This window comes from Planctomycetota bacterium, assembly GCA_016125255.1.
Classification (GTDB): Bacteria; Planctomycetota; Phycisphaerae; order Phycisphaerales; family Zrk34; genus RI-421.
Window position 1 is genome coordinate 43,260 of record WGMD01000017.1, and the last position, 21,692, is coordinate 64,951.

The window sequence follows — 21,692 nt, forward strand, 5'->3', positions numbered from 1 at the left end:
GGCTGTTGGGATCAGTTGGTGATTTCGACAAGGCGCTTCAGCACAGTTTGGGCGGCGCCGTTGTCGATGGCGGTGCAGGCGCGTTGATAGCCGGCGGGAAGATCGGGGGCGAGGTCGGCGACGACGAGTGCGGCGGCGGCGTTGACGGCGGCGATGTCGCGGGCGGGTGATTTTTCGCCGGCAAGGATCGAGCGGATGATCCGAGCGGACTGCTCGACGGAGTCGGCCTTGAGTGCGTCGAGCGCGATGGTCGGAAGATCGAAGTCAGCGGGGCGGACGGTGGTGGTGGTGAGTTTGTTGTGATGAGCGGTGGTGATGCGGGTCGGGCCAGCGGTGGTGATTTCGTCGAGACCGGAGCCGTGGACCACCATGGCGTGCGTCGCGCCGAGGTTCAGGAGCACCTGCGCGAGCGGCTCGGTGAGTGCGGGGTCGTAGACGCCGATGATCTGGCGTTTGGCGCCGGCGGGATTGGTCAGGGGGCCCAGCAGGTTGAAGATGGTGCGGAAGCCGAGCTGTTTGCGGACGGGCGCGGCGTACTTCATGGCGGGGTGGTGCGCGGGGGCGAAACAGAAGCAGAGATTGGCGTCGGCGAGGCAGCGCGTGAGGGTGGCGTCGGAGACTTCGAGTTTGACGCCGAGGGTTTCGAGGACTTGGGACGAGCCGGATTTGGAAGTGGTGGAGCGGTTGCCGTGCTTGGCGACATGGACGCCGGCGCCGGCGGCGATGAGTGCGGCGGCGGTGGAGATGTTAAAGGTTCCGGCATAGTCGCCGCCGGTCCCGCAGGTGTCGACGACTTCGATGCCCGGCGGCACGGGGACGGGGCGGACGTGACGTCGCATCGTCGCCGCGGCGCCGGTGATTTCATCGACCGTCGGCCCGCCCGGCCGCTGCGCCAGCGCGGTCAGCAGGGCGGCGATCTGGGCTTCGCTCGCCTGCCCGGTCATGACCAGGTCAAACGCCCGGGCGGCCTGATCGTGATCGAGCGCATGTCCGGCGGCGAGGCGGGAGAGCAGGGCGGGAAGGTCGAGGGGCAAGGTCATGCGTCTGATAATATCCGTGATGGCGCAGGTGTCGTGTAAATAAGAGGATATCAAACAATTTTCATTGCAGCCACGTACCTCGATCATTATGATGGGTCGGCAATTTCTGCTAGGGATCCGCTATGCGTCATGTCAACTGGTTTGCGGGCTTGGTTGTCGTGCTGATTTGCGCGGGCGGACTGAACGCGCAAGGCACCGATGTGCAGCGCCTCGATCGCGCCCTGCGCCAGGCGGAACAGCATTATCAGATGCTTACCAATCCGTCGCTGAGTCTGGGCGAACGGGCGCTGCTCGACTACGGCGGACTGGCGGAGTTTTCGTTCGCCGCCATCGACGACGCTAATCAGGCGACGCACATTCTGCGTCAGACCGATGTCCAGCTTTTCGGCCGACTCAACATCGATGACGCGCACGAGTTTTTCGGTCGGCTGCGCTTCAACTATCAGGACTTCAACGACGGCGACAGCTTCGACGGGCGCGGCGATGAGCTGGAGCGCCCGCTGGGCGATCGGTACTGGTACCGCTTCGATCTTCGCCGCGCGGTGGAGGCGACGGAAGGGCGGCGGATCGACGACAACATCACGCTGACCGTCGGCCGACAGTACATCGCATGGGGCAATGAGCTGGCGCTGAGTCTGCCGCTCTACGCCGCCACGGGCACGGTCGAGCTGGGCGGTTTCGAGATGCAGTGGCTGGCCGGTTTCACGCCCGGGCACGGCGTCGTCGACTTCGATTCGTCCCGCCCCAACTTCGACCGCGACACGAAGCGCGGGTTCTTCGGCGGGAAGTTCACCTGCAACGCCCTGGACGATCATCACCCCTACGCCTATGTGCTGCATCAGCGCGACTACAACGATGAGAGCACGGTGCTGGTGCTGACGCTTTCGCAGACGCCGCTCATTACCCGCAATATTCCGACGGCTTATCAGTATGACAGCACGTACATCGGCTTCGGGTCCGACGGCGTGCTGCTGCCGCGGCTGGCGTATTCGGCGGAATTCGTCTACGAAACCGGCGACTCGATGAGCACGAGTCTCGAACCCGGCGCGACGATTCCCGTCATCAAAGGGCAGCACCTTGAGACGATCGACGCGTGGGCCGGCAAGGTCGAACTGGCGTACCTGGTGCCCGATGACAATCAGACGCGCCTCGAAGGCGAGGTGCTCTTCGCCAGCGGCGACCCCGACCGCGATCTGAGCACGTCCAACACCTTCGGCGGCAACGCGCCGGGCACGACCGACCGGGCCTTCAACGGGTTCGGTTTCGCCAAGACCGGCCTGTCGTTCGCGGCGCCGATCAGCAACCTGCTTCTGTTCCGCGCGAGCGCTTCGACGTTCCCCCTGCGGGATCAGAAACTTTTCCGCAATCTCCAGATCGGCATCGACCTGTTGTGGTTCAACAAGTTCGATGGGTACGCCCCGATCAACGAGCCGACGACGAACGATCGGTATCTGGGTTTTGAGACGGACCTGTTCGCGGCATGGCGCGTCACGAGCGACGTGGCGCTGAATCTGCGTTACGGCGTGTTCTTCCCGGGCGCGGGGATCGCGGCCGACCACGATCCGCGCCACTTCGTCTTTGCCGGCGTGTCGTACTCGTTCTAAGGACTATGGCGATGATGCACAATCGCATGATCATCACGGCGATTTTCGCGGCGGCGCTGTGGAGCGGCGGCTGCGCCCGCACGCAGATGGACCAGACGTTAAAGACGGACTACTCGACGAAGGACACGACGGCGAGTCTGGACTTCTGGCACGATCTGGCGGACGCGGCGGTGACGACCAATGACGAGGCCCTGCATGGATTGATCCTGCTGGCCCATGAGGATGATCCGAACAAGACGTACGAGGAGCGGGTGGACTGGCTCAAGAAAAACGGATACCTGGGCGGGGATTTTGACCGGCCGGGCAAGGAAGCGGCGACACGGGGCACGGTGGCCCAAGTGCTGGTGAAAATCCTCAAGGTGGACGGGGGCCTGACGATGCGCGTCATCGGCGACCACCCCCGCTACGCCACCCGCGAACTGGTGTACATGGAGATCTTCCCGCCATGCTCCGAGCAACAGGGAATGTCTGGCATCCAGTTTGTAGGTGCTATTAGTCGAGCGGAAGCATACCTCGAGGAACAGTCATGAATACCCATGTGCAAGTGAAGATGATTGTGACGGTTATGACGATTGCGCTGACTTTGTCGGCGGCGGGGGCCTGGGGCGCCGTCCCCAATGAGGTGGGGAATAATCCCCAGGCGGGGGCCCCAGTGCTGGCCATCAAGGTACTCGAGGCCACCGGACGCAACCAGTTCCGCAACAATGCCGACGCGGCCTGGGAAGACCTGTCCACCGAATCGAAACTGTCGATCGGCAGCGAAATCCGCACCGGGCTCCGCTCCGTCGTCAAGGTCCAACTCGGCCTCAATTCCGTCATCATCCTCCGCGGCATCGGCATCGTCGGCATCGCGGACCTGAGCGAGGATACCGATCAGCACGTGCTGTCGACGAAGCTCGCCAAGAAATACGGCCGGCTCGAAGCGCAAGTCGAGCACATCGGCGACAACCGCAACGACTACCAGATCGCCACGCCCGGGTCGGTGCTGTCCGTCCGCGGAACGCATTTTGACCATGAGGGCTACGACACCGAGCAGACCCACGGGTTTGCCGGCAACTACAACTATCACTCGCACCAGACGAACCATAACGGCTCGATCCACCCCGGCGACTCGGCCGAAGGCGATAACCCCGATCCGACGTCCAACGCGGAGAACAATACGAATCAGAACAATACGTCCAACCCCGGGTCCAATCGTGGCAATCATCGCCGCAATGACCCGCACAACGGATACTTCGGCGGCAACAGCGGGACCCAGAACCTCAACAATTCCCGTAACGGCATGATGACCATGAGCAACTCGATGCACAATGCCGTCGACCGCCCGAACAACCCCGGCAACGGCGGCAATCCGTAAGGGATGCGATCAGCCGTCAGGGATCAGCTTTCAGCCAGCGTGCTGACTGCTGAGCGCTCAAACCTTCATAAGCACCCGGCCCCGCGAAAAGCAGTTGTCTCGCGGGGCTTTTTTATGCCCTGATTCTGTCGGGGGTTTGCCTGTCGGACGACTTCAACGCCCGTACAATACGCGGCAATGAAGTGGACGCCGCCCAAAAGACTCAAACCCGCTGTCCAGGTCGCTTCGCGATTCGGATCGAGCATGCTCATCGGCGGGCTGGTGACGTGCATCGTTATCGTGTTGACCGGGTTCGGCCTGCTGGCCCCTCTGGAACGGACGGCACTGGATTATCGCTTCCGGTACTTTCAGAACTTCAGTCCGCCGCCGACGAATCGCGTCGTTCACATTGACATCGACGACGGGTCGCTCAAGACGATTGGACGCTGGCCGTGGCCCCGGTCGCAGATGGCGGCGGTGGTGGACGAACTGAAGAACGCGGGGGCGACGGTGATTGCGTTCGACGTGCTTTTCGTCGAACCGCAGGAATCGCGTATCGTGGAGAAGCACGCCGCGGATTCGGCGACGCCTCTGTTCGATCGCGTGGACGACGATGAGGTATTCGCCAAGTCCGTCGCCGCGGCGGGCAATGTGCTTCTGCCGATCGCCATGAAGATCGAAGAAGAGCCGACGACGCTGATGCTGCACGTGCGGTCGGTGTTGCGCGATGACGTGGAGCTTCAGTTACCGCAGATCATCACGCGGCTGGGCCTGAACCGGGCGCAGGCGATGGCGCTTCAGGATGTGCTCGGGTCGCAGAAGGCATGGATCATCCGTCATCGGCTTCAGAAGCTTTTCGACGAGTCGCCGGATCGTGTGCCGACACTGTCGGAATGTCGGGCCGCCATCCTGCCCAAGCTTCCGCCGCACGTCATCGAGTCCAACGAACTGACGACGCTTCGCGATGAATACGGCTATGTGTCGTCGGTGCGCTATCTCCGCAAGCTCATGCGTCCGGTCGAATCCTCCGACGCCGGATTCGCCAAGGCGACGGACCCGACCGTGCCGATCGCGGGACTGGCCAGGTCCGCCGCGACGACGGGTTTTGTCACGTTCGATGAAAACGCGTACCGGACGGACAGCGTGTTGCGGTCGATTCCGCTGTGGTTGCGCGATGAGCAGAATCTCTGGCCGCAGATCGCGCTGGCGGCGGGGTGCATGTACCTCAAAGTTCCGCTCGATAAAGTCCGAATCACGCCCGACGAAACCGTGCTCCCGGGCGCGACAATGCCCGACGGCAAAGTGCGCGATGTGCACCTCAAAACGATGGAGCGCCGCGTCGGCGACGGATGGTACAGCAGCGGCGGGCAGATTCTGATTCCCTGGCAGAGCAACTCGCGGCACTGGCAATACCTTTTCGATCCGCTCAAGCTACAGACCAAACAGCATCTGCCCATCGGCACGCTCATCGAGCTTAATGATCGCCGGCGGGCGGTGGCGTTCAATGATCGCTCCGCCGACGTGGCCCTGCTCAAGCTCATGACGCGGGCGCCGTTCGACAGTCTGTTCCGTCCGGAGATGGTGCAGAACTTCGACCGCGTGTCGGAACAGATTCGCCAGGCGGGCCTGAACGTCGACAAGGCGCTGGTCGATCAACGCGTCGAGTTTCGTCGGCGGGCGATGGAGGAATTGAACGTCGTCAAAAAAGACTACGAAGCGACGAAGAATCTGAACCCGCAGGAACGCGACGAACTGAAGGCGCTCAAGGATCAGCTTGCGATTTACGCTGACGCGGTGCTTCAGGTCGAGCGCGGCCGGGAGCGCATCAGCGACGACGAACATCGCTTCAAGGAACTCGTCGACGGCACGGTGTGCCTCATCGGATGGACCGGCACGGGGACGATCGCCGACTTCGTGCCGACGAGTCTGGAGCCCAAGGTGCCGGGCGTGGCGGTGCACGGCGCGATCCTCAACGCCATGTTGACGGGTCATTTCATCGGCCGGGCGCCGGTGTGGGCGGACCTCTGGGCGGTGGCGCTGATGGGGCTTCTGACGGCGCTGATCGCTTCGAGCTTCGGGCCGGAGAAGGCGCTGGGTCTGATGGTGCTGATCATCGGTACGTTCTTCGCGATCAATGCGGTGCTCCTGTTCGATTATCTGAGCACATGGGCGGCGGCGGGCCCGATCGTGGCGGCCGTGTCGGTGTGGGCGGCTCTGACCGTCTTCCGACTTCTGCTCGAGCAGCGACAGCGCGCCCGCATCACGCGGCAGTTCAAGAACTATGTCGCGCCGGATCTGGTCGATTTCCTCGTGGACAATCCCAACGTGGTCAAACTCGAAGGCGAACGCCGCGAGATGACCTGCATGTTCAGCGACATCGCCGGTTTCACCACGCTCTCCGAACACCTCGGCCCCGAAGGCACCGTCAACCTGCTCAACACCTATCTCGCCACCGCCACCGATGCGCTCATGACGCATCGCGCGACCGTCAACAAATACCTCGGCGACGGCATCATGGCCTTCTGGGGCGCGCCGATTCACAACCCCAATCACGCTTACGATGCGTGCATGAGCGTGCTGGCGATGCTCGAAGCCCTCAACAAGCTCGCCGACGAGACCGAGCTCAAGGACATGCCCAAGCTCTTTACGCGCATGGGCGTCTGCACCGGCGCGATGATGGTCGGCGACTGCGGCGCGCCGCCCCGGCGAAGCGACTACACCGTCATCGGCGACCCCGTCAATCTCGCCTCCCGTCTCGAGAACGCCAACAAACAGTTCGGCACGCAGATGCTCATCAGCGATCACACCCAGCAGCTCGTCCGCGACCGAATGCTCACCCGCCCCATCGGCCGCATCGTCGTCGTCGGCCGCAAGGAATATGAAACGGTCCACGAGCTGCTCAACACGCGCGAAAAAGCCACCGAGTTTCAGCAGCGCTACGCCGCCGCCACCGCCACCGCCGTCGAGGCCTTCATCCACGCCAACTTCAGCTCCGCCCTCGGCCTCTTCGATGAGCTCGCCACGCACTTCGGCCCCTCCCCGCTCATCAAGCTCTATCGCGAGGCCTGTCTCCACCACATCGACGCCCAAACCGAACCCGAATCCTTCAACGGCGCCCTGGTGCTCACGGAAAAATAGAAGCTGGTAAGCTATTCGCCGTCATGCCGTACACGTTCGCTGATCTTCCCTTCTTTTTGATGCTGCCGGTGCTGCTGGCGGGTTCGGCGTTTTTCAGCGGGTCCGAAACCGCGCTGTTCAGTTTGCGGGCGCATCAGCGATTCGTCATCACGCAGCAGGGCGGACTCGTCGGCCGGGCGGTGTCGATGCTCCTGGCCGACCCGCGCACGCTGCTCATCACGCTCATGCTCGGCAACATGGTCGTCAACGTCCTGTATTTCGTCGTCAGCACCGTGCTGCTTCTGAAACTCGATCACGCCGAGGTCGGCCCGCTCTTCGTTGCCTTCGCCACCGTGCTGCCGCTGCTGTTGGTGATCCTGCTGGGCGAGGTACTGCCGAAAATCGTCGCCAACACCGGCGCGATCGTCTGGGTCAAGGCCAGTGCGATTCCGCTGTACGCCATTCATCGCGTGGTCCTGCCGCTCGGGGCGCTGTTAAGCCGCTGGGTGGTTCAGCCGCTCGGCCGGCTGTTCGCCCCGCCTCAGTCCCCCGGCCAGCTCACGACCGACGAGATGGACGCGCTTCTGGAAATGAGTCAGAAGCGCGGCATCATCGGGTCCGGCGAGCAGCAGCTTCTCAATGAAGTGCTCTACCTGAGCGAGATCAAGGTGCGCGACGTGATGATCCCGCGCGTCGACATCAGCGAGATCGACGTCAACGAGCCGCCCCGCCGGCTGCGCGAGTTGATCGAAAAGACCCGGCTCACCAAGTATGTCGCCGTCGATGGCGGCATCGATCACGTGCTGGGCGTCATCTATGCCAGGCAGTTCCTTCTGGCGCATCGTCTGTCGCCCAAGGTATCGCTGCGCAAGCTCGTGCGACAGGTGCGCTTCGTGCCCGAGCTTCAGCGCGTGGATCAACTGCTCGAAGACTTCCGCAAATCGGGCACGAAGCTGGCGCTGGCGGTCGATGAATACGGCGGAACGGCGGGGCTCGTCACGCTCAAGGACATCGTCGAGCAGATGGTCGGCGATCTGGACATGGACCACGGCCCGGGCGAGACGCCGGCTTCGACGGCTGAGCAACTCGGCCCGCACCGCTGGCGCGTCAGCGGGCGGCTGAGCGTACATGACTGGTCGGATGCGTTCGGACAATATCGCTTGCCGCCGCGGGTTTCCACGGTCGGCGGACTGGTCATGTCATTGCTGGGGCGCGTGCCGCGACTGGGGGACACGGTGCGCGTGGCGAATCTGCAACTGGAAGTGGAGCGCATGAGCGGCGGGCGCGTCGAGAGCGTGCTGCTGCATCTGGACGGCGGGGCGGGCAAGCCATGAGTGAAACCGAACTGATGCTCTGGTATCTGGCGGCCGTGGTCGGCACGGGCGGGTCCGCGCTGTTCAGCGGGCTCGAGACGGGCATCTACACGATCAACCGCGTGCGCCTGCACGTCGCCGCCCATCAGCCGCGTTCCAGTGCGGCGGCGCTCGAAGGTTTGATCGCCTCGCCGAATCGTCTGCTCGGAACGCTGCTGGTCGCCACGAACATCGCCAATTATCTGACGTCGTATGCCGTGGGCACGATTCTCGACGAAGCGGGGTATCAGGGCTGGGCGCAGGTCGCCGTCGACGCCGCCATTGTCACGCCGCTGCTGTTCGTCTTCGGCGAGGTCATCCCCAAGGACTTTTTCCGCAGTCACTCCGACACGATCACCCCGCCGTTCGCAATTCCGCTGCGCCTGTTTCAGCGCCTGCTGACCATCACCGGCGTCCTGCCGCTCATCGACGGCATCAGCGTGCTGGTGCAGAAGGCCCTGCGTCAGTCGCCTTCCGCGCTCACCATGCTGCACCCCCGCCGAAATGTCACGCAGCTCATCAAGGAAGGCATCGGGCACGGCATGATCAGTCCATATCAGTCGGCGATGATCGATCGGGTGCTGGAGATGGAGCGGTTGACGGTGCGCGATGTGATGGCGCCGTGGGCGAGTGTGACGAGCGTGCGGGAGAATCAGCCGCCGGAGGCGGTATGGGCGCTGGCGGATCGCGTGTCGTATTCACGCGCGCCGCTGGTCAGCGCGGCGGGGGAGCCGGCGGGGCTCATTGATTTGTATGACGTATTGATGTACGAACCGGCGAATTGTCCGCCGCTGCGCTCGCTCGCCAAACCGCTGCCGAGCATTCGGGCCGACCTGTCCCTGCGCGATGCCCTGCGACTCCTTCAGCAGCAGCGCGCCTCCATGGCGCTGATCGTCGATGCGAACAAGCGCCCGCTGGGCCTGGTCACCACCAAAGACCTCGTCGAACCCATCATCGGCGAGCTTGAAGTTTGGTAAACATCGCTCGCTTGCTCAATCGCCGGGTCGCTGCGCGACTCCGGTCCCCCGCATGGCGCACCCCTTCCCCGTCCTCATTTCTCGTTGTATGCTAAGGGGATGGACACCGACATGCTCAATCAGCGGATCGCGCAATGGCAGAAGATGACCAGCGACGATCCGGACAATGCCATGGGCTGGTTCAGTCTTGGCAACGCCTACAAGGAAGCGCAGCGGCCGGAAGAAGCGGCCCGGGCGCTCCGCAAGGCGATCGAACTGGATGACGGTCTTTCGCGGGCGTACCAGTTACTCGGGGGGCTTCTGATTCAATCCGGCGCCGACGATCAGGCAGCGGACGTGCTCACGAAGGGTTACACCATCGCCGCCAAGCGCGGCGATGTGATGCCGCAGCGCGCGATGGGCTCGCTGCTTGAAAAGATCAAGCGGCCGGTGCCGAAGATCGAGACTGGGCCGGCCGTGGCGGAGGTCGAATTGGGCGACGATGCCGTGCTCGATCGCCGCACCGGTCAGCCGGGGGCGCGCCTTCCCGATCCGCCGATGCGCGGCCCGCTGGGCAGGTTCATCTATGACCACTATTCCGCACCGACCTGGCGGCAGTGGATCGCGCAGGGCACGAAGGTCATCAACGAGCTTCGCCTCGACTTTTCCAACATCGACCATCAGCGCACGTACGACCTGCACATGATGGAATGGCTCGGCTTCACACAGGAGGAAGCCGACGCGTACGCCCGCCAGTCTCAGCAACAACAGCAGCAGTGAACTCACCGACGGCTAGCCGTCCCGGAAAGGATACGACGATGATGCGCCTGCGAGGTTGGCTTCTGGTTCTTCCGCTCGTGCTCGCCGCCTGTGAATGCAAGCCGCAGATGTTCGATGCGAGCCACTACGCAGGCGACGCGAAGATTCGTGTCGCCTGTGTCGGCGACTCGATCACCGCCGGGTCGGGACTGGCCGATCCGACGACGCAGGCGTATCCGGCGCTGCTGGGTCAGATGCTCGGCGAGCGATTCGACGTGCATAACTTCGGCCAGAGCGGGCACACGCTCATGAAGACCGGCGACCGCCCCTACTGGGACAAGCTCCCGCGCGTCGATCAGTTCGAGCCCGACGTTGTGATCATCATGCTCGGGTCCAACGACTCCAAGCCCCACAACTGGGAGCACCGCGCCGAGTTCGGCAACGATCTGGCGGCGATGGTCGAGCATTTTCAGAATCTGCCCAGCAAGCCGCTTGTTTTGCTGGCGTATCCCCCAGCCGTGACACAGTCGGCGTACGGCATTTCCGATGAGCACGTCAAAGCCGAGCAGCCGGCGTATCAGGCGGTCGCGCGCGAGAAATGCGTGCAGGTCATCGACGCCTACACGCCGTTCGTCGGCCAATTCCTGTTGATGCGCGACGGCGTGCATCCCAACGTCGAGGGCGCGAAGGTGCTCGCCCAGACGATTCACGACGGCTTGATTCCCCCGGCACCCGCGCCTTCAAAGTGATCTGAATCCGACGGCGACGATGCGTCGTCCGACGCGGCCCGATTCCGGGCGGTGCTGGTGACGGATCGCCCCCGGCCGGCGGACTTGGCCTGGTACATCGCATGGTCCGCGCGCCGCACGAGCGCATCGGCCTCGCGGCAGCCGTCGAAAGTAGTGGCGATGCCGATGCTCACCGATGACCGAATCTGATGCCCGGCGAGTGCGTAGGGGGCTTTGAACTTATCGAGCAATCGGTCCACGATCGTCTGCGCGTCGGCTTCGCAAGCGATATCGCGGACAAGGACGACGAACTCATCGCCGCCGAATCGGGCGGCGATGGCCGGGACTTCGCTCAGCTTCTGGCGCGGGTTGAATCGCAGTGCGGTACGCATTCGTCCGGCGATGGCGCAGAGCAACTCGTCCCCCGCATCATGGCCGTAGGTGTCATTGATGTGCTTGAAGCGATCGAAGTCCAGAAAGAGCACGGCGAGCTGTCGCTTGGTTTCTCGCTTCGCATGTTGGAGCGATCCCTTGAGTTCCTTGAAGAAGGTTTCGCGATTGGGCAGGCCGGTGAGCCGATCCGACTCGGCCGCCTGGCGCAGGGCCGTCTCGGAGCGTTTGCGGTCGGTGATGTCCCGGCTGGTCACCGCCACGCCGTCACCGACACGGACCGCCTGAATCTGAAACCAGATTTCGCTTTCGCCGCGCAGTTCGCGAACTTCGACTTCGTAGGTGTTGCCCGTTTCGATGACCTTGACGTATTGATTGAAAAGCTCGTTCGTCGCCGGCTGTGGGAACAGTTCCAGGAGGCGCCTGCCGATGATGCGTTCACGCGGCAAAAGGGCGAATTCCGTGGCCTTGGTGTTGATGTCCAGGAAGACGAAGTCGCTGATGGTCACGCCGTCCTCGCGTTCGGCCTTAAGGAGGAAGAAGGCATCGAACCCGCCGTCGATCGCCGCTCGGAACCGCGCCTCCGACTCGCGAAGCCGACCCGCCGCCATGTGCTGGTCGGTGACGTCCGATCCGATGGCCATGATCTGGAAGACTTTGCCCTGATGGTCCATGCACGACTGAATTTCCATGGCGTTCCAGAACGCCCGTCCGGTCTTGGTGTAGTGGATGATCGTGACGCTGACGCCGTCCTTCTGGGTCATCGCATGATCAATGCGGGCCTGCGTGGAATGATCGGTGCGCGGGCCGTTGAGCACCGCACCGAGCGTTCGCCCGCGAATTTCCTCCAGGTGGTATCCAGTGATTTTTGTAAATGAATCGTTGACCCATTCGATCGCCCCCTTGGGGTCCATGAGCACGACCAGATCGTTGGTCATGCTCGCGATGGTGGCGAGCCGCCGCGATTCGGTTTCGCTTTCGCGAAGCGAACGCGTCATCTTCATCGCCAGATGATGGGCCTTGATTTCCAGGCGGCACTGGGCGAGGACGATGCCCGCCAGCAGCATCGAGAGCGTCACGCCGCCGACGCCGGCGAACAGGGGCATGTTTTCATTGGCCCGCGCATCGAACTCGGGCGTGGAGTTGAGCCAGATCGTCCATGTCCGCCCGCCCACTTCGATGCCGACAGAGCGGCTGAAGGTGCTGGCGGCGTAGTGCCGATCGTCCACGGCTTCCGCGGGGTCCAGCGGTCGGAGATGGCGATACGACAAGGCGGTCAGGGCGGTGCACTCGTTGCCGTCGAAGATGTCGAATCCGATCTGATGATCGACGATCTTCGCCACGTCGCGAATCATCTCGTCCATGATCAACGGGGCGTAGACCCATCCGAGCAGGGCCCGGCGGCGCTGTTCGGGCGTGGCGGGCGAGGCGCCCGGCTCATAGACCGGATAGAGGTAGAGGAATCCGGTGTGCCTGCGGGTGTCGTGCGGCAGCAGGATGCGGCCGGTGATGGACGGCCGGCCGGTCAGCATGGCGCGGTCGGCGGTCTCTTTGCGGTTGGGCTCGGCGGCGATGTCGTGGCCCAAGGCCGCGGCGTTGGCCGACAGCGGCTCGATGAATCGAATGACGTACAGATCGGCGGCGTCGCCTTCTGTCTGCACCGCAAAGTCCGCCATGTCCTCCCGTCGGACGCGATCGACATAGTCGTCAAGTTTATCGCGGCTCACCCGCTCGATGTAGCCGTAGCCCTGCGCTCCGGGGAATTCGTGCGTCAGATCGCGCGAGTGGACGTAGCGGGCGAATTCGTCGCGCGTGACCTGGACGCTTGCGACGAAGACGCCGTTGGCGCCGCGCAGGCCGTAGGCGTTGATGTTGACACGGTCGGCGATGCCCTCGGCGATCTTGTCGCCGAGGTTGACGAATCGCTGATATTCGCCGCGTTCGTGAATGCGCCATGCCAGATGATGCGCCATCAGCGTCGCCGCCAGTCCGAGCAGCAGGACCATCGCCGGCAGCATCATCATGCGGTATCGCGCGGTTTTCAGAGACATGACACCTGCCTGTTGGGGTGGCCACGACCCAGCCGCCGGATCGGATAGACATGATCAGCCGACGACGCTTTGAAACCATCGGCGCGGCACGACGCCGACATGAACGGATTCATGGCGGATACGGGACAATCCTGATACGTAGATTTAACTAAACCGCGATGGGCCGGCCTCAGGCGACGGGGTGCTCGAGCCGCCATGCGATGTCGCCGTTGTGGCAATCGATGTGGACATGGAAGAATTTATCGTGGTACTGCCGCATCAGCGGATAGATCACGCGGCGGTCGGTTTCGGGGATGGCGAGCTTCTGGACATCCTCCCACGGATGCCACTCGAGCGTGCCTTCGCGGAAGACCATGCGCTGGACCCGAACGGGGCGGGTCACTTCGTACATGAACATGAGCCAGTGCGTCTGATTGTTGAAGGCGGTTTCGCTCACCAGGCCCGTCAGGTGGATGTCCTTGTAGTCGAGTTCGAGCTCGACCTCCTCGCGGATTTCCCGCAGGGCGCACGCTGCGGGCGACTCGCCGCTGGCCATGTCCAGTTTCCCGCCGATCGGGGAGTACAGGCCCTTGTTGGGCTCCTGCGCCCGGTGCAATAGCAGCAGCCGTCCCCACTCATCGTAGAGGTAGCACAGCACGGCGATCTTGTAGGGAATCGGCGAAGTCATGGGCACCATCATATGCGGATCGCGAAGTTTCGTCCGCCGCGAACCGCCCGCCCGCCGGTGCGTCTCAATGGGCATCCTCCGGTATGATGGATCGAACTCGCCAATCTTCCGCGGGAGGTTTTCATGAGCATGTCATCCGGGCGGCGCTGGCTGCTGGGCGTACTGACGCTGCTGGTCATTTTGGGCGCGTTGGGCGGGTTCGCCGCCTGGCGTCACACGCATCCGTCCACCATCGAGGGCAAGGTCTATGCGCTGCTCGCCAAGCTCGAGCATCGACGATGGGCGTGGTGGGATGATCTTCGGATGAAGGTTTCGGAGTGGGGCTGGATCAGCGAGCCGGAACGGGTCGACAACTATCAGGTGCAGTCGTCGCTGCGGGCGCTGGGCGAGGAGGCCAAGCCGGCGATTTACGAGGCGCTGATGACGACGGATACGCAGACCCGGCTGTTCCTGCTGGACATGCTCCGATGGGAGCGCGATCCGAGGTTGTGCACGGCCCTGATCGCGCAGCTTGACTTTGACGATGCGGACGTGCGCGCGGTTGCCGCGGAGGCGCTGGAGCGTCATCCGACACAGCCGGTCGTCGATGCGCTGGTCGCGCATCTGAAGGATGGCAACGACAACGTCCGCAGTCACATCATCACGGCGCTGGGGAGCATCGGCGACCCGGCGGCGATCGACCCGCTGATCGCGCGCGTGGACGAGCCGTCGGGTCCGGTCGTGATCAAGGCCCTGGGCGACATCGGCGACCTGAAGGCGATGCCGGTGCTGCTGGCGCAGATTCGTTCGAATGATTCGGATCGTCGGGCGGCGGCGGCGGACGCCCTCGGCGACGTGCTGGCGGGCCGGGGCACGAAGGCGGTCGAGGCGCTGATCGACGCCATGAAGGACGAGGAGCCGAACGTGCGCGCGGCCGCGATTCGATCGATGGGGCAGATCGGCGATGAACGGCACGCGGACGTGATGCTCGCGGCGGCCAAGGACACGTCCGGCGTGGTGCGAGCGGCGGCGGCGCAGGCGCTGGGCCGGGTGGGCGATGTGTCGGTGATCCCGGTGCTGATCACGATGCTCGATGATACGGACCCGAATGTCCAGCAGAATGCCGCCTCGTCGCTGGGCAATCGAGGTGCGGCCGAGGCGGTGTCGGGACTGGCGAAGATCTCGCGGGATTCCAACGATGACGTGCGCAACAGTGCGATCGAAGCGCTGGGCGCGATCGGAAATATGGATGCGGCGAAAGCGCTCGGCGCGCTGACGAGCAACAATCGCGACGGGTATCGAGTCCGGTCCGGGATGGAGAATGTGCGCGATCCGGCGGCGGTGCCGCTGCTGATCGGCATGGTCAGCGCGAGCGACAACGATCTTCGCCAGAGCGCGGCGAAGGCGCTGGGAAAGATAGGAGACCGACGGGCGCTGGAGTCGCTGATCGCCATGCTCGCGGCGGATTTCGACACCGCTCATGCAGCGGTGGACGCGCTGGGTGAACTGGGCGATCCGCGCGCGGCCGAGCCGTTGATGCGCGTCATGCAGGCAGGAACCGAACTGGCGCCGGCGGCGGGACAGGCGCTGGGGGCGCTCGGCGAGAGGGGTATGATCGAGCAGCTCATCGACGTCGCGCGCGGGGGCAATCAAAATGCCCGCATGGCGGCGGTCGTGGCGCTGGGGCGGATTGGTGACGAGCGGGGTCGTCCGGTGATGCGCGAGATTCTCATGTCGGCGGCGGGCGGTTTGCTCAAAGAGGTCGTCGAGGCGGAGGGCCGGCTCGGCGATCGGGAGGCGATCCCGCGGCTGTTGGAATTGCTTAACCATCCGCCCAAGGACACGGAGGAAACGACAAACCCGTCGCCCTTCGGCTTCGATTCGGACAATCAAGAGCGTTTCGATCCGCGTCCGGCGATCCTCCGGGCCGTTGGCCGCATCGGCGACCGCAGCGCCACCGCGGCGATTGCGGCGCGGTTGACGGATTCAAATTCGGATGTGAGGGAGGCCGCGGCGGAGGCGCTGGCGGACATGGCCGATCCGGCGGCGATGCCGGCGCTGACGGCGATGCTCAAATCCGCCAGCGCCGATGTGGACATCAACGTGCTCGAGTCGCTGGGCAAGACGGGGGATGCGTCGGCGCTGGCGGCGATTCGGCCGATGCTCGAACATCGCAGCAGTTCGGTGCGGTTCTGGGCGGCGGTGGCGATGGCGAACATCGGCGATGCGCGGGCGATGGACGATCTGCTTCCCGCCATGGAGGACCGCAACGGGACGAACCGGCTTGTGTTCGCCTACGCCGTCACCGCGCTGGGCAGCGACAAGGCCCTGCCGCAGATTCGCCAGGCGATCCGTCACCATACCGACTGGCAGGCGTTCGCGGCGGCGGCGGCGCTGGGACACTTGGAGAGTGATGCGGCGAAGGCGATGATTCGCGAGGCGATCGATCATGCGCGTGATCCGAAGATTCGCGCATTCGCCATGCGGCTTGCGAACAAGCCGCTGGCCGAGGCGCTGAAGGCGGAGATCGAGACGCGCGACGGATACGGCGACTACGCGATCCGCGTGATGGGGCATCTCAATGACGCCTCGGCCGTAGGCCCGCTGGAGGAACTTTGCAAAAGCCGCGATCCGGACATCCGTCTCAAATCCCGCATCACGCTGCGGCGATTGAAAGAGCGGTTGAATGTGACGCCATGAAAAAACCCCGCGAATTGCGGGGTTTTGTGAGCGTGGGAGAAGCACGCCGCGAGCGGCGTCGCTGAACGGGCGATCAGGCGGACCAGCCGTTTTTGAAGTCGCCGATGGCTTTCTTGAGGGCGGCCTTGATGTCGTCGGTCAGGGCCTTCTTCTCGGCGAGCTGGGCACGGGCGGCCTTGGCGTCGGCGTTCGAGGCGAAGTGCTCGAGCAGGGCTTTCTCGAACTTGGACACGTTGTCGACGTCGAGCGAGTCGAGGAACCCGTTGGCGCCAGCGAAGATCGAGATGACCTGATCAATGACGTCCATCGGCACGTACTGCGGCTGCTTGAGCAGCTCGACCATGCGGGCGCCGCGGTCGAGCTGGGCCTGCGTGGCCTTGTCGAGTTCGGTGCCGAGCTGGGCGAACGCTTCGAGTTCGCGGTAGGCGGCGAGGTCGAGGCGGAGGGAGCCGGCGATCTGCTTCATCGCCTTGATCTGCGCGTTGCCGCCCACGCGGCTGACGGAGATGCCGACGTTGACGGCGGGTCGGACGCCGGCGAAGAACAGTTCGGGCTCGAGGTAGATCTGACCGTCGGTGATGGAGATTACGTTCGTGGGGATGTACGCCGACACGTCGCCTTCCTGCGTCTCGATGACGGGCAGGGCGGTGAGCGATCCGCCGCCCAGGTCCTTGGAAAGCTTGGTCGCGCGCTCGAGCAGGCGGGAGTGCAGATAGAACACGTCGCCGGGGTACGCTTCGCGGCCGGGCGGACGCTTGAGCAGCAGCGAAAGCTGACGGTATGCCACGGCCTGCTTGCTCAGGTCGTCGTACACGCACAGCACATGCTTGCCCTTCCACATGAAGTATTCGCCCATCGCGCAGCCGGCGTAGGGGGCGATGTACTGCATCGGAGCGGGGTCGGACGAACCGGCGTTGACGACGATGGTGTAGTCCATCGCGCCGTTTTTGCGGAGCGTCTCGACGACGCCGGCGACGGTTGATTCCTTCTGACCGACGGCGACGTAGATGCAGAGGAGCTCGTTTTCGGTGCCGACGTATTTTTTCTGATTGATGATGGCGTCGATGGCGACGGCGGTCTTGCCGGTCTTTCGGTCGCCGATGATCAGTTCGCGCTGCCCACGGCCGATGGGGATCATGGAGTCGATGGCCTTGATGCCCGTCTGCATGGGTTGGGTCACCGGCTGCCGCTGGGCGATGCCGGGGGCGATGATGTCCATGAGGCGCGACTCGGTCGCCTGAATCGGGCCTTTGCCGTCGAGGGGCTGCCCGAGCGGATTGACGACGCGGCCGAGCAGGGCTTCACCGACGGGCACGGACAGGAGCTTGCCGGTCGCGCGGACGGTGGCGCCTTCCTTGACCTTGAGGTATTCGCCGAAGAGCACGGCGCCGACGGAGTCTTCTTCGAGGTTGAAGACCTGGCCCATGATGGTCGAGCCGTCGTCGCCTTCGAAGCTGAGCATTTCGCTGGCCATTGCCTTGGACAGGCCGTAGACGCGGGCGATGCCGTCGCCGACTTCCAGCACGCGTCCGACTTCCGAGACTTCCAGTTCCGAGGTGTACTGGGCGATCTCTTCCTTGATGACCGAGGCGATTTCACCGGTGTTGATCTTCATGGGATTAACCTTCCTGAACGAGCGCGGTGCTGGAGCGGGCCAATTGCTGACCGCGCTCGTTGAGCTGTTGTTTGATGCGGGCCAGTTGATGGGTGACGCTGGCGTCGATGAGCTTGTCGCCGATGCGGATCTTCAGGCCGCCGATCAGTGAGGGGTCGAGCCGGGGATGAACCACGGCCGTCTTACCCATCGCGTTGGAGAGCTTGGTCGTCACGGCGGCGAGCTGTCCGGCGTCGAGGGGCTGAGCGGTGTGGACCTCCACGTCGACCTGCCCGCGGCTGTCCTTGAGCAGCTTGTCGAACGCCCTCGCGATCGAGCTGATCTGATCGAGGCGGGCGTGACGATTGAGCACAAGCAGAAGGCGAAGCGTCAGTTCGCTGACGCGGCCGTTGAAGATCGACTCGATGCTCGCGGCCTTGCGGTCGGCGGGAATCGTGCGATGCGCGAACAGGGCGGCCAGACCCTTTTCGTGCTCGATGAGCGAAGCGATCTGCTTCAGCTCATCGCCGACTTCCGCCACCGACCCGCCTTGCTGGGCGAGGTCGAAGACGGAACGGGCGTACGTCTCCGCCACGGCGCCGGCCTTCTGTGCATGTGACTGAGCCATCGGTGGGTTCCTGGCGGCTTAAAGGCCCGTCTTGGAAAGTTCGCTGAGCGATTCGTCCACGAGCGACTGCGTGTCGGAAGCGTTGATCTGACGATGCAGAATCTTGCCCGCCACCGCCACCGCGATCTCGCCCGCCTGTGCGTACAGGTCCGACACCGCCTGCTGCTTGGCCTGCATGATCTCCTGCCTGGAGCGCTCACGCAGCTTCGCCGCCTCGGCCTCGGCGTCGGCGACAAGCTTCGCCCGCACCGCGTCGGCGTCGACACGCGCCTGATCGATCATCTTGCGCGCCTCGGCGTGAGCGTCGGCCAGACTCTGCTTGTACTCGGCGAGCGTCTTCTGGGCCTGCTGATTGGCCTTCTCCGCCGAGTGAATGTCCTCGCGAATCTTGTGCTCGCGCGCATCGAGCCCGCTGACGATGTTGGGCCAGACGAACTTGCCCAGAACGGCCAGCAGGACGATGAACAGGACCAGCGTCCAGACGGCCGTGCCCAGGTCGGGGTTGAGCAGTCCGCCGCCGGCGCCTTCGTGGGCGCCCGCCTCTGCGGCGGCTTCATGCGCTTCCTGCGCGAAGGCGAGGACGGGCGTGAGGGCCAGCGACAGGGCGGAAATCCAGGGCGTATGTTTGAACATGCGTGGCCACCTTTGTGGTCGATGGTTCAAGAGCGCATCGCGGGCGCTGAGGCCGGCGTGCGCCAGTCCGGGGACGATCAGACGCCGGTCTTGATGACGAACGCGCCCAGCAGGAGGGCGAAGAAGGCCAGACCTTCGATCAGCGCGGCGGCGATGATCATATTGGTCGAGATTTTCGGAGCGGCTTCGGGCTGACGGCTGATGCCCGAGCAGGCGTTGGAGCCGATGTTGCCGATGCCGATGCCCGCGCCCAGCACCACCAGACCGATGCCGATGCCAATGCCGGCCACGCCCCACGTCGATGCCTCAGCAGCCAGAGTCAGCAGATTCATGTTCCATGTCCTTTCAAAGATGCGAGTCAGTGATCGCCAACGTGTGTCGGTTTGCGTCGCCGGGCGGTTGGCCGTTCGTCCGGCGTCGAGTTGTATCGGTGTCAGAGCGTCGCGATGATCGTCGTGTCCGTTTCGGTTTCCGCGGCGTGCTCGAAGGGCACATGCTCGTGATGATCCTCGTGATGCGGATGGTCGCCGTGATCATGCACCGCGCCCTGCGCGATGAACAGGACGGTCAGGAACGTGAACACGTAGGCCTGAAGGAACGCCACGAAGAGTTCGAGCAGACTCATGATCACGCCGCCGAGGACAGCCGGAGCGACGATCGCGCCGCGCACCGTGTAGCTTTCAGCGAGGAAGATCATGCCGATGATCGCGCCCAGCACGAGGTGGCCGGCGAGCATGTTGGCGAATAGACGCATGCACAGCGCGAAGGGCTTGATGAACGCGCCGACGATTTCCAGAATGACCAGCAGAATCGCCACGGGCATGAGCCCCGGCGAGGCGTCCTTCATGAAAGGCCAGAGCGGGACGGGGGCGAAGTGGGCGAAATACTTGAGCCCGTGCTCGCGCAGGCCCACGAAAAGGATCATGAAGAAGCTGATGAGGGCGAGCACGATGGTGACGGCGATATTGCCGGTCGCGGTGCCGCCGAGATGCTCCCAATGCTCGTTGAAAAGCGCCAGAAGCGATCCGAGCGGGAACATGCCAAGAAGGTTGCAGAAGAGGATGAAGAAGAAGGTGGTCCAGATGTAGCCGATGTAGGTTTCGGTGAGTTTGCCGAGGGCGGGTCGGGTCATTTCCTCGCGGAGGAAGACGAGGATGACTTCGACGATCTGGCTGAGCTTGCCGTTGGTGAGGTAGTCGTCGGTGGAGCCGGTCTGCCCGGTCTTGATGCGAGCGGCGGCGTGAGCGAGGACGAGGAAAGTCAACAGGGCGGCGATTGTCGCCATGATCATGTGGTTCGACACGGCGACGGGCCCGAGGTGGAAAATCTCGTGCGGAAGCACGTGGCTGATCAGGTCGCCGGCGGCAAGCGTGGTCGGGATCATCGCGGGCGTGACTCCTTCACGGCGGCGGTGTGCGGCAGGGCGTGACGGTCGTTGAGGTAACGCACGATGAGCGAAACTTCGATGACCAGCAGGACCAGATACCAGGCGGCGGTCCACCCGGCGACAGGCATCAGCGGCAGGTCGGCAAGCTGGTTGAGGAGGATCACGCTGAACATGCTCAGCCCCAGCCGCAGCAGTGTGCCGAGGAGGAAGCCCAGCCCAGCGCCTTCGGGGCGGGAGGTCGCCAGGAGCGTCACCGGCACGAGTCCGACAGCGGCGGCGAGCGTACAGGCGACGGCGGCGGAGGAAGCGGCTAGGGCCTGATCGATGGTAGACACGCCCGCGCAGACCGCCGCCGCGACGAGGCCGCAGACAATGCCCGAGACGATCAGCAGCATGGCTGAGCGTGCGAAGGGGAAGGGCGGGATGGCAGGTGCGTGAATCATTTCACAAAGTCAGGGGCGATTTCAGCGGTCGTTCAGTTGTTTGACCATCTTGATGAGGTTGTAGAGGCCGCCGACGAGACCGAGGCAGGCTCCGATCATGACGCCCCAGGGGTCGGAGCCGAAGTACCGGTCGATCCCATACCCGATCGCCGCCATGAGTCCGATGACGCCGGCGAGTTCGAGCCCGGCTCCCATGAACCGCCACGGGCTGGGTTCTGGCTGCTCCGGCATGCGTTCATCGCCATTTGAGGCGGTTTTATCGGGCGTAAAACCCTCTCCCGTCACGCTGGACGGGGGCAAGTAGAATAGGTGTAGCGCTCGCGGGTGT

The 21,692-nt window shown here is 63.9% G+C and carries 19 protein-coding genes; 9 read left to right on the plus strand and 10 right to left on the minus strand.

Going from position 1 to position 21,692, the window contains the following annotated elements; genetic code table 11:
* Nucleotides 1–11 precede the first annotated feature (11 nt).
* Nucleotides 12–1,040, minus strand: coding sequence for an anthranilate phosphoribosyltransferase (trpD, locus tag GC162_13610; protein MBI1369677.1), 1,029 nt, complete (start codon nucleotides 1,038–1,040; stop codon nucleotides 12–14).
* Nucleotides 1,041–1,162: 122 nt separating this feature from the next.
* Between trpD and GC162_13615 the strand changes: the two genes are divergently transcribed.
* From GC162_13615 to GC162_13650, 8 genes are all read left to right on the plus strand, one after another.
* On the plus strand, nucleotides 1,163–2,644 hold the full coding sequence (locus GC162_13615; GenBank protein MBI1369678.1) for a hypothetical protein: 1,482 nt from the start codon (nucleotides 1,163–1,165) through the stop codon (nucleotides 2,642–2,644).
* Between the two features lie 11 nt (nucleotides 2,645–2,655).
* A complete protein-coding gene (locus GC162_13620) occupies nucleotides 2,656–3,174 on the plus strand; it encodes a hypothetical protein (protein ID MBI1369679.1) in 519 nt (172 codons plus the stop codon).
* Nucleotides 3,171–4,001 (plus strand): hypothetical protein, encoded by an 831-nt coding sequence (locus GC162_13625; protein ID MBI1369680.1) that lies wholly within the window; start codon nucleotides 3,171–3,173, stop codon nucleotides 3,999–4,001. The genes GC162_13620 and GC162_13625 overlap by 4 nt, the downstream gene beginning before the upstream one ends.
* 177 nt (nucleotides 4,002–4,178) lie before the next feature.
* On the plus strand, nucleotides 4,179–7,118 hold the full coding sequence (locus GC162_13630; protein ID MBI1369681.1) for a CHASE2 domain-containing protein: 2,940 nt from the start codon (nucleotides 4,179–4,181) through the stop codon (nucleotides 7,116–7,118).
* A 23-nt stretch (nucleotides 7,119–7,141) separates the two neighbouring features.
* On the plus strand, nucleotides 7,142–8,431 hold the full coding sequence (locus GC162_13635) for a DUF21 domain-containing protein (protein MBI1369682.1): 1,290 nt from the start codon (nucleotides 7,142–7,144) through the stop codon (nucleotides 8,429–8,431).
* Nucleotides 8,428–9,426: a DUF21 domain-containing protein gene (locus GC162_13640; GenBank protein MBI1369683.1), complete on the plus strand. Its 999-nt coding sequence runs from the start codon at nucleotides 8,428–8,430 to the stop codon at nucleotides 9,424–9,426. The genes GC162_13635 and GC162_13640 overlap by 4 nt, the downstream gene beginning before the upstream one ends.
* Before the next feature lie 99 nt (nucleotides 9,427–9,525).
* On the plus strand, nucleotides 9,526–10,185 hold the full coding sequence (locus tag GC162_13645) for a tetratricopeptide repeat protein (GenBank protein MBI1369684.1): 660 nt from the start codon (nucleotides 9,526–9,528) through the stop codon (nucleotides 10,183–10,185).
* Nucleotides 10,116–10,913 (plus strand): sialate O-acetylesterase, encoded by a 798-nt coding sequence (locus GC162_13650; protein ID MBI1369685.1) that lies wholly within the window; start codon nucleotides 10,116–10,118, stop codon nucleotides 10,911–10,913. The genes GC162_13645 and GC162_13650 overlap by 70 nt, the downstream gene beginning before the upstream one ends.
* Here the strand turns inward: GC162_13650 and GC162_13655 are convergent.
* Entirely contained in the window at nucleotides 10,871–13,333 is a 2,463-nt protein-coding gene (locus GC162_13655) for a diguanylate cyclase (protein ID MBI1369686.1), read from the minus strand. The genes GC162_13650 and GC162_13655 overlap by 43 nt on opposite strands.
* A 169-nt stretch (nucleotides 13,334–13,502) precedes the next feature.
* Complete coding sequence (locus GC162_13660; protein ID MBI1369687.1) at nucleotides 13,503–14,075, minus strand: NUDIX domain-containing protein; 573 nt, start codon at nucleotides 14,073–14,075, stop codon at nucleotides 13,503–13,505.
* A gap of 48 nt (nucleotides 14,076–14,123) precedes the next feature.
* Here GC162_13660 and GC162_13665 point away from each other — a divergent pair, with 48 nt between their 5' ends.
* Nucleotides 14,124–16,679 carry a hypothetical protein gene (locus tag GC162_13665; GenBank protein ID MBI1369688.1) on the plus strand — a complete coding sequence of 852 codons (2,556 nt, stop codon included), beginning with the start codon at nucleotides 14,124–14,126 and terminating at the stop codon, nucleotides 16,677–16,679.
* A gap of 73 nt (nucleotides 16,680–16,752) precedes the next feature.
* On the opposite strand, the gene GC162_13670 is transcribed toward GC162_13665, so the two are convergent.
* The 7 genes from GC162_13670 to GC162_13700 form a co-directional block, all read right to left on the minus strand.
* Entirely contained in the window at nucleotides 16,753–18,294 is a 1,542-nt protein-coding gene (locus tag GC162_13670) for a F0F1 ATP synthase subunit alpha (GenBank protein ID MBI1369689.1), read from the minus strand.
* A 4-nt stretch (nucleotides 18,295–18,298) separates the two neighbouring features.
* On the minus strand, nucleotides 18,299–18,901 hold the full coding sequence (gene atpH / locus GC162_13675; protein ID MBI1369690.1) for an ATP synthase F1 subunit delta: 603 nt from the start codon (nucleotides 18,899–18,901) through the stop codon (nucleotides 18,299–18,301).
* A gap of 18 nt (nucleotides 18,902–18,919) precedes the next feature.
* Entirely contained in the window at nucleotides 18,920–19,534 is a 615-nt protein-coding gene (gene atpF, locus GC162_13680) for a F0F1 ATP synthase subunit B (protein MBI1369691.1), read from the minus strand.
* A 77-nt stretch (nucleotides 19,535–19,611) separates the two neighbouring features.
* Nucleotides 19,612–19,866: an ATP synthase F0 subunit C gene (atpE, locus tag GC162_13685; GenBank protein MBI1369692.1), complete on the minus strand. Its 255-nt coding sequence runs from the start codon at nucleotides 19,864–19,866 to the stop codon at nucleotides 19,612–19,614.
* A 101-nt stretch (nucleotides 19,867–19,967) separates the two neighbouring features.
* The gene (gene atpB, locus GC162_13690; protein MBI1369693.1) at nucleotides 19,968–20,918 is read right to left on the minus strand and encodes a F0F1 ATP synthase subunit A; all 951 of its coding nucleotides are present in this window, start codon (nucleotides 20,916–20,918) and stop codon (nucleotides 19,968–19,970) included.
* Nucleotides 20,915–21,364, minus strand: coding sequence for a hypothetical protein (locus GC162_13695; GenBank protein MBI1369694.1), 450 nt, complete (start codon nucleotides 21,362–21,364; stop codon nucleotides 20,915–20,917). Before GC162_13695 ends, atpB begins: the two co-directional genes overlap by 4 nt.
* Before the next feature lie 21 nt (nucleotides 21,365–21,385).
* Nucleotides 21,386–21,595 carry a hypothetical protein gene (locus GC162_13700; protein ID MBI1369695.1) on the minus strand — a complete coding sequence of 70 codons (210 nt, stop codon included), beginning with the start codon at nucleotides 21,593–21,595 and terminating at the stop codon, nucleotides 21,386–21,388.
* Nucleotides 21,596–21,692 lie beyond the last annotated feature (97 nt).

What these genes read in the sequence shown, in the direction of transcription:
- atpB (MBI1369693.1), bottom strand. Translation starts at nt 20,918, where the DNA reads ATGATCCCGACCACGCTTGCCGCCGGCGACCTGATCAGCCACGTGCTT.
- GC162_13670 (MBI1369689.1), bottom strand. Translation starts at nt 18,294, where the DNA reads ATGAAGATCAACACCGGTGAAATCGCCTCGGTCATCAAGGAAGAGATC.
- GC162_13655 (MBI1369686.1), bottom strand. Translation starts at nt 13,333, where the DNA reads ATGTCTCTGAAAACCGCGCGATACCGCATGATGATGCTGCCGGCGATG.
- atpH (MBI1369690.1), bottom strand. Translation starts at nt 18,901, where the DNA reads ATGGCTCAGTCACATGCACAGAAGGCCGGCGCCGTGGCGGAGACGTAC.
- trpD (MBI1369677.1), bottom strand. Translation starts at nt 1,040, where the DNA reads ATGACCTTGCCCCTCGACCTTCCCGCCCTGCTCTCCCGCCTCGCCGCC.
- GC162_13640 (MBI1369683.1), top strand. Translation starts at nt 8,428, where the DNA reads ATGAGTGAAACCGAACTGATGCTCTGGTATCTGGCGGCCGTGGTCGGC.
- GC162_13700 (MBI1369695.1), bottom strand. Translation starts at nt 21,595, where the DNA reads ATGCCGGAGCAGCCAGAACCCAGCCCGTGGCGGTTCATGGGAGCCGGG.
- GC162_13695 (MBI1369694.1), bottom strand. Translation starts at nt 21,364, where the DNA reads ATGATTCACGCACCTGCCATCCCGCCCTTCCCCTTCGCACGCTCAGCC.
- atpE (MBI1369692.1), bottom strand. Translation starts at nt 19,866, where the DNA reads ATGAATCTGCTGACTCTGGCTGCTGAGGCATCGACGTGGGGCGTGGCC.
- GC162_13645 (MBI1369684.1), top strand. Translation starts at nt 9,526, where the DNA reads ATGGACACCGACATGCTCAATCAGCGGATCGCGCAATGGCAGAAGATG.
- GC162_13615 (MBI1369678.1), top strand. Translation starts at nt 1,163, where the DNA reads ATGCGTCATGTCAACTGGTTTGCGGGCTTGGTTGTCGTGCTGATTTGC.
- GC162_13635 (MBI1369682.1), top strand. Translation starts at nt 7,142, where the DNA reads ATGCCGTACACGTTCGCTGATCTTCCCTTCTTTTTGATGCTGCCGGTG.
- GC162_13630 (MBI1369681.1), top strand. Translation starts at nt 4,179, where the DNA reads ATGAAGTGGACGCCGCCCAAAAGACTCAAACCCGCTGTCCAGGTCGCT.
- atpF (MBI1369691.1), bottom strand. Translation starts at nt 19,534, where the DNA reads ATGTTCAAACATACGCCCTGGATTTCCGCCCTGTCGCTGGCCCTCACG.
- GC162_13620 (MBI1369679.1), top strand. Translation starts at nt 2,656, where the DNA reads ATGATGCACAATCGCATGATCATCACGGCGATTTTCGCGGCGGCGCTG.
- GC162_13660 (MBI1369687.1), bottom strand. Translation starts at nt 14,075, where the DNA reads ATGCCCATTGAGACGCACCGGCGGGCGGGCGGTTCGCGGCGGACGAAA.
- GC162_13650 (MBI1369685.1), top strand. Translation starts at nt 10,116, where the DNA reads ATGGCTCGGCTTCACACAGGAGGAAGCCGACGCGTACGCCCGCCAGTC.
- GC162_13665 (MBI1369688.1), top strand. Translation starts at nt 14,124, where the DNA reads ATGAGCATGTCATCCGGGCGGCGCTGGCTGCTGGGCGTACTGACGCTG.
- GC162_13625 (MBI1369680.1), top strand. Translation starts at nt 3,171, where the DNA reads ATGAATACCCATGTGCAAGTGAAGATGATTGTGACGGTTATGACGATT.